Origin of the sequence: Flavobacterium araucananum (assembly GCF_002222055.1) — a bacterium.
Taxonomy (GTDB): Bacteria; Bacteroidota; Bacteroidia; order Flavobacteriales; family Flavobacteriaceae; genus Flavobacterium; species Flavobacterium araucananum.
Genome location: NZ_MUGS01000092.1, coordinates 1 through 7,430 on the forward strand (window position 1 = coordinate 1; position 7,430 = coordinate 7,430).

Below are 7,430 nucleotides of genomic sequence, written 5' to 3' on the forward strand. Positions count from 1 at the left end.
GAACGTTTCCTAAATGATCTGTATAATTAAATACGTACTGAAAAACATTTGTTGCCGGATTGGTGCTTGTGTTTCGAACATAACCCTCGGCAGTTGGAAAAAACTGCAAAACATTGTTTTTGTACTGAAAACCGTTTAAATATTTTGTATTGGTAACTACTCCTTTTTCTGTTACAATTTTCTCTGCTTTTTGCCCTATTCCGTTATAAATATACTGAATCATATCGCCTGAAACAAATATAATTTTTTTAGGCAAATTAAGATGGTTGTAGCTTATTTCTGTAATGTCTTTATTGTTATCTTTTATCAGGTTTCCATTTAAATCATACTCGTAATCATCTCCCGTTTTGTTACTGCTTTTAAATCCTTGGGGATTATTGGTGGCATCGGTTACTTTCAGGAGCTGGTTGGAGTTACTGGCATACGAGTAATCTAAATCGTCCATATCATCGACATAAGGATTGCTTAATGTTCCTGCCATAAACTTGCGTTGCAGTTTTTTTATGTTTCCGTTTTTATCATACTGCAGGCTTTCTCCAAAATAATTCTTGTTGTCGGCGAGTTTAGGGGTTTGATAGGTCGCCTTTTTTAATCGGTTGAGTTGGTCATATTGGTAACCATACCCACGAATTACTCCCGTACCATCATTGCCTGTTGCCCAAAAAGTTTCGGCAATATTACCGTTATAAAGTGCTTTGGCTGCGGTCGTGCTTGCTTCGACTTTATTGTAATTTATTTTAAAGGCAAATAAATCTCTTGGATCACTGTCCTGTTGCAGGTTCTCGGGATTGTTTATTCCGGTAAGCCAGCCTCGTATATTGTATTTGTAATCTATTTTCTGGAGCGGAATCTCTACTGTATTTCCTATACTTTTGCTTACAAGCTGCCCTAAAGAATCATACCCATTACTGCTAAGGTTTTCTACTATACTCACTCCATTTATTCGGTGTGTATGGGTTAGTAAGCGATCTTGTGGGGTATAGCTATAAACATCGCTTGTGTAAACCGGTACTCCATTAGGCGAGCTTAAATGTTCGCTTTTTTTATAAAGTGTTTTTCCCATAAAATCATACCCTGTTACCACATCTGTATAACCTCCCAAATGGTTCTTAATAATGTTTTGTACCGGTCTTCTCTTAAGGTCATAAAATATAGTCGTGGTTTCTCCTAATGTTGCCAATGTTGTGGTGGGTACTCGTGTCCAGGTACCTGTAACCATACGCATATTTGTACTCAGAGTTTCTACGCCTGCATGACTGTACCTTTCTCCATTGGGAAAATTATAATCGTCATAATAAGTTACTGTAAGGAGTTTAAAACTGGTTGGGGCAATCGTATTCGTGTATTGGGTACTAATACCATCGATAGTATTCGACCCTTTTTTTTCGTAAAATATTGTTATGCTATTTTGCGACTGTTGCAGACTGCCTCTTGTTGTTGCATTGCAGGTGGTATTGCTCCAGCCAGTATATATTTGTCTTCCTAATGCATCATATTTTGTAATTAGCCAGCCTGTTGTTTTATCATCTGTAAAGGGCGAAAATGCAGGTCCTGTAGCTACTGGTCTGTCTAATCTGTCGTATACAACAAACTCCCACTGCTTTCCGGGAATTTTTTTCTCGACCATACGGTTGCGATTATCGTGCTTGTACTGGTAACATAAGCTGTTCAGGATTTCTTCGGTAATAATACCATCGGCTTTGGGTGGGATTACGTAGGTTAAGTTCCCATACTCGTCATGTACATAATAAGTATCGTGTTTGATACCGGATTCGTATGTTCTTTTTAAGACAACTTGCCCTTCCTTATTTTTAAATTCTATGGTGCTTCCTTCTCCTTCGGATGGGTTAGGCGAAGAATTCTCATCATAAACTATGGTTTTGTACAATTCATTTTTATCATAATATCTGTTGTCCCAAAACGAAATATCATATAAACCGGATGCTGCATTCCATGAAGTAATTACTTCAAATTCTCTTACTTCATTAGCTGCATTGGTCTGATACTCCATCTTTATTTCGTGACCTCCATTCATTGCCCAATCATTGCCGGGAGCGGCTTGTTTTAGAACTCTGTTTAAGGGCGAGGATTCGAGTTTTTTTTGCGAATAGGGATTAGTGGTATTCCCGTATGACTCAGTTGCATAATGTGCATTTACACCATTTACCGCTGCTCTGTGTTCTATCTTTGGGTATTGGTTGTTGGAATTAGGCAGCGAAAAAGGCAAATATTCTTTTTCCTGCCTGCCAAATCCATCATACTCTATTGGGGTTATAATATCTTCTGCATTGCCCCCTTGCCCTATGGCAATGGTTTGTACGGGACGTCCTAAGCCATCAAAGTAGGTTACACTCTGGCTTATTTCGTCTTTGGTCAATGTTTTTAGATATTCTTCTTTTACTGCTTTTTTCGGGCTGGCAGTATAAATCAAATTATCATCGCTAAATACCTGGGCAGTTGTTTTGCCAACCGATAACAATAGCAGTATCAGGATTAATATGTAGTTTTTCATACTGTTAATTTTTATGGGGTTAGTTTTCTTCGAGTGAAGGCATAATTGTAAACGAAATACTATCACAATCATAGCTATTAATTGCTAAACCATACTCCCACGGCACTTCTTCGCATTCTACCATTCTACAACTATACTCGTATTGACATTGAGATAAAGCTTGTTGGGCTATATTATCGGCATCAACCTGAGAAATAATGGAGGTATATTTTCCTGAGGGAACGAAATATGCTATTTTTATAAAACCGCGATACTCAGAAAACACACTAAAATTGCCTTGTAGTTCCTCGTTTTGGTAGGTACAATAGCTATTGGCATTTACATAAGTTTGTCCATTATTGTTTAAATCAACTTGGGCTTTGAGATCCGCATCAGTTTGTGAAATTGTCGAACTGTATGTCCCGGCGGCAATTGTATAATACATTGTAGCGGGTATGCCGGTTACTTCGCAATCATTCTTTGTAAAAAGCTTGCTTGCCACCTTATTTTTAAACGTACAAATCCCATTCGCATTGGCATACGCTTGTCCGTTCTGGTCTATATTTGTTTGTGCCTTCGCATCTGCATCCGCCTGCGAGATACCAGAGCTAAAAGTTCCTGCTGCCACAGTATATGTTACAACTGCTGATGTACCTGCACTACAATTGTTCTTACTAAATACACTGCTTTTTTTGGTATTCATAAAACTACAGCCTGTTCTATTATTAACCCAATCTTGTCCATTGACATCCATATCTTTTTGGGCTTTATCATTAGCATCTGACTGTGATATGTTGGAGGTATACTTTTCTGCGGGAACAGTATAGGTCATTGCTGTTCCTATATTTCCAGCCGGACAATTATTTTTGGTATAAATTTTACTTATTGCGACATTTCTATAGATAGACTCTATTGGCAGCACATAATCTATAACTTGTCCTTTGTAGTGGTAGTAATTGGTTTGCAAAACATTGAGATCCTGGTCTTTTATATATTTTAATCGATTAAAATTATCATAATCGTAATAAGTACTCATTCCGCTTGGATCTGTTATACGGCTTACTCCTACCAACGGTTTATACATATAAGTTGTAATAGCGGTATTGCCTAATCCTGAGGCGGTATAAAAAACCTTGTTTACTGCCGTAAGCATACTGGCCTCTGTTCCTTTGTCTGAAGAGGCTGTTTGTAACTCATTGATCAAATTTACCGGAATACTGGCATAAGCAATGTTTTCGATTTTGGCAACGGGCAATGTTTTATTATACCCCCAAATCATAGAAACGGGCGTAGCTCCTTCTTGCGTATATTGCAGGAGATTGCCTTTGTCATCATAAAGATCAAAAGCTATTTTTTTGTCTATTGCATTATTTAAAGCTGCTGCTCCCTTGTTTTGAAGGATATATTTAGGCAATAAGAAGCCGATTCTGGCAGGGCTTTTATCATAAATTGTTTTTTGCTCCGTTAATTTGGTTTGTCCTCTAAAAGTTTTAGTGTTTAGAGGTGTTCCAATTCTATTTCCTGCTATTAACTCTTTTACAAAGGGCTCGCTTGCCATTTCTGGATCTTGCGGATAAAAGTATTTGGTTTCCAGAGTTTCTCCTTTTGAGTTTTTAGTACTTTGAGAAGCTAATTGTAAACTATTTATACTATAATTGTAATTAATTGAGGTTTTTACAGGATTTAAACCATCTACATCAAATTTTGATACGTTTTTTTGTGACAAAAAATTAAACTGACTAGTAATCGAATATTTATTTGTATTGTATAACTCAAACGTCGCTCCTGTCATTAAAACAGATCCGGAAAAGTTGGAAATTTCAGTTTTTAATTTTTCATCATATACAAATCCCTCAATAAATACGTTTTTAACTTTATTAGCTACCATTTTAAATGATGCTCTTCTTCGTTGCTTCCCATTTAATGTTGAATTGGAAAAATTAACATTTCTTACATTATCTCCACAAAGCATCATGGGTTCTAAATCTTGATTTACAATAAAATTATTCTCAATACCTCCATTTTCAAAATTATCTCCCCCTAAACTTTCTATGACAGTTTCATATCCAATAGCAATTCCGTCAAAAGAATATAATGGCGTTTTAGAACTCGACATCATTTTAAAAGTTCTATAAAAAGATTTTGTAAAATGCCCTTCAAATCCATCATATAATTCTATATCATTCGTATAAACATCGATGTTTTTTTCAGTGTATGGATCTTTGGTCAAAAAAGAAGCTGAGGATTTATTTAAATTCTCCAGATCTCCATAATAATATCTTTTAATAACTATATTTTGATTAGAATCATGATCTAAAGTTCTCTTAACTCGAACACCCGCCACAGGAACATCTTTTGTTTCCCAATGTGGTTCACTTCCTGATAAGTAGCAAGAAAATCTTGCACTTGCCTCAGAGCATTTGCCCGTTTTTATAGTCGTTTTATACCAACCTGGTTCAATACAAATTTGATTTTCAATGACGCGGTTTTTAGAACCCATATGATATTTAACAATATTTGTTGTTGCGTCTATTATATCAAAAGTAAATGACTGACCTGCCAGATGATGGGGTATTTCCATGTATCTTTCGCAATTTACAACCGATGTGTCATCATCTGATGCTCCTACACTTCCTGAAACTTTTATAACCTGCTGTTTTTCAATATAAAAAGGAGCAGATGTTTTAGCTTTAATACCTTGAGCAGATAAATCCATAGTAGAGTGAATTCCAGGTACAAAAACTTTAGATAAAACAATATTAGGTTCATATTCTATTACAGTTTTCCCTTTTGTTGCATAAAAAATAGAGCGCAACATTCCATAATGTGTAAATAAAGGATTAGGATTTCTTCTGCTTCCTGTTACCCTAAAAGAATTATACAAAGGACTATCCACGTTCTCACAACTAATAGTAGTACCAGTAGTTAAATTGTTAAATATATTATTTGCACTTCTTGAACCATTAAAATATCCATAAATATCTTTTGAAAAAGAATGTCTTGCAGGAAGTTTTTCCGGATCATAATACTCGAATGAATATTTTACAATTTCATCAGAAATGGTTTTTCCTTTTTCCTTAATTTCTTTAAGAAATATTAATTTTTGATTTAAATCGGTATACGAATTATTATATTCATTTGAAGGTGTTATTAAATAATAATCAAAATCATAAGTTCTAATTAATGAGTTGGCTAAATCCGGATTGTTATAAATCTTCATTGAAATTAATTGCTTGGAATTATAACTTGCAAATTCTCCTGAAGGATTTTTGTATTCATATTCAAAAACAATTCTTTTACCATTAAGTTCTATCTGACTTAAGATTGCAGTATGATGATATTGTTTGTTTTTATAGCTTTGAATTCTGGGAGTTGAAATTGAGGTTAAATTATCTGAATTGTTTATATTTCTTTCAATCGCAACTGCTTCTTCAAAATATGATGTATAATACCTCATCCATTCTTTGGTATACGAAAAAATAACAGGAGATTGACCCGTTGGTTTTTGAATCTTTGTGAGATACCAAGCAGTCGTAAATTCTGTAGGAGTGGCATGTGATGATCCTCCATCATTTCTATTCACAGATTGTTCCGTGGCATTGGTTCCTCCAAAAGTATACACTGTACCATCCACATCAGTAACATAGAAAACACTTTTGTCATACACTATTTTAATTTTGCTTTGTTCAATTTGAATAACGTTCTCCCGATCGTCAGCTAATAAAAATTTAACTGATAACCCAAAGGCATTTAAACTAAAAATATCTTTCTCCGTATCCGTTTTATTATATCCGGCAATTGCCCTTCCGGCACTATCATTTGCTTCGCAATGAATTAATGGTAAATTAGCCGGTGGCTGATTTTCATCAGGTTCATCCATAACAGTTCTGGTAATTACTCCAGTAGCAATCAAATTCCAATCAATGCCTAATTGCTTGGGAATTCCGTCGACTTGAACTCCATTTGAATTATAGCCAATCGTTATTGGAATACTTGTCTCGCCATCTTTTAGAGTATAGATTTCTAAGTTCACCGCGGGTGATCCTGTAAATAATCCTACTGGCATATTGCCAAAACGTCCTAAATCTGCTGTTGATGGATAGGAAGGCGTAAATTTTGGCTGAAGGTCATCCTGTGCCTCTGTAATTTGTATTAGGAAGAATGTTGTAATAATTGTAAAGTAAAGTCTTAATCTCATAATAAAAATTATTAATATTCATACTGTATTTTCTTTTATAGAAGAAGTCCGAAAATTTAGATTATTTCCCTCTTTTTATCACTTTTACACCATCACGCTGTATATTGGTCTTTATATGGATTACATAAATCCCTTCAGGGTATTGGCTTAAATCAACCAGAACGGTTCTACCGGTAATACTAAATTGTTGTAGTGTTCGACCCGCCATATCTACGACAGTAGCAGTCCCTCTTTCGTACTCATACCCTATAATAATATTGGTAAAAGTGACTACCGGGTTGGGGATCGCTTCTATCCCTTTGGCTTTGACTTTCTCCGGTTTTAGTTTGTCTTTTATTTTTACGACCCAAAAATCATTACCGCCAATACTGGAGTTTTTATTTTTTGAAGTGCCGGATTTAGACGTTCCTGCCATCAAATAACCGCCGTCTCTGGTTTCAAAAAGTTTTTGTAGTACGTCTTCTCCATTGCTTGCTACTGTTTTTCTCCACATTTCTTCGCCATTTTCATCAATTTTCAAAGCATTGTAGCCATTCTTATCTCCACGATCTTTATTTGTTAATCCTGTTGCTTTTCCTGCAATACCTCCAGCTGCTGGTTTGCTTTCGCTTTGGGTATATCCGCCTATTAAATAAGACTGGTCTTTATTCTCGACCAATGAAGTCAGGACATCTGTTTTTCCAAAATCGTAGGTTTTACTCCATATAACATCTCCTTTTTCATCTAGTTTTAAAACCCAAT

At 35.4% G+C, this 7,430-nt stretch carries 3 protein-coding genes; all 3 read right to left on the reverse strand.

What is annotated here, in order from left to right; all coding sequences use genetic code 11:
- Positions 1–2,512 (reverse strand): DUF6443 domain-containing protein (locus tag B0A64_RS24100; RefSeq protein ID WP_244285484.1); only part of this gene is annotated, 2,512 nt, incomplete at its 3' end.
- 19 nt (positions 2,513–2,531) lie between these two features.
- Positions 2,532–6,689 (reverse strand): DUF5977 domain-containing protein, encoded by a 4,158-nt coding sequence (locus B0A64_RS24105; protein ID WP_089482003.1) that lies wholly within the window; start codon positions 6,687–6,689, stop codon positions 2,532–2,534.
- A 61-nt stretch (positions 6,690–6,750) separates the two neighbouring features.
- Positions 6,751–7,430, reverse strand: a 680-nt coding sequence (locus B0A64_RS24110; protein WP_133083325.1) for a T9SS type A sorting domain-containing protein, incomplete at its 5' end; no start/stop codon positions are given.

Bases quoted from the DNA above. Each gene is read 5' to 3' on its own strand.
- B0A64_RS24105 (WP_089482003.1), bottom strand. From the start codon at position 6,689: ATGAGATTAAGACTTTACTTTACAATTATTACAACATTCTTCCTAATA.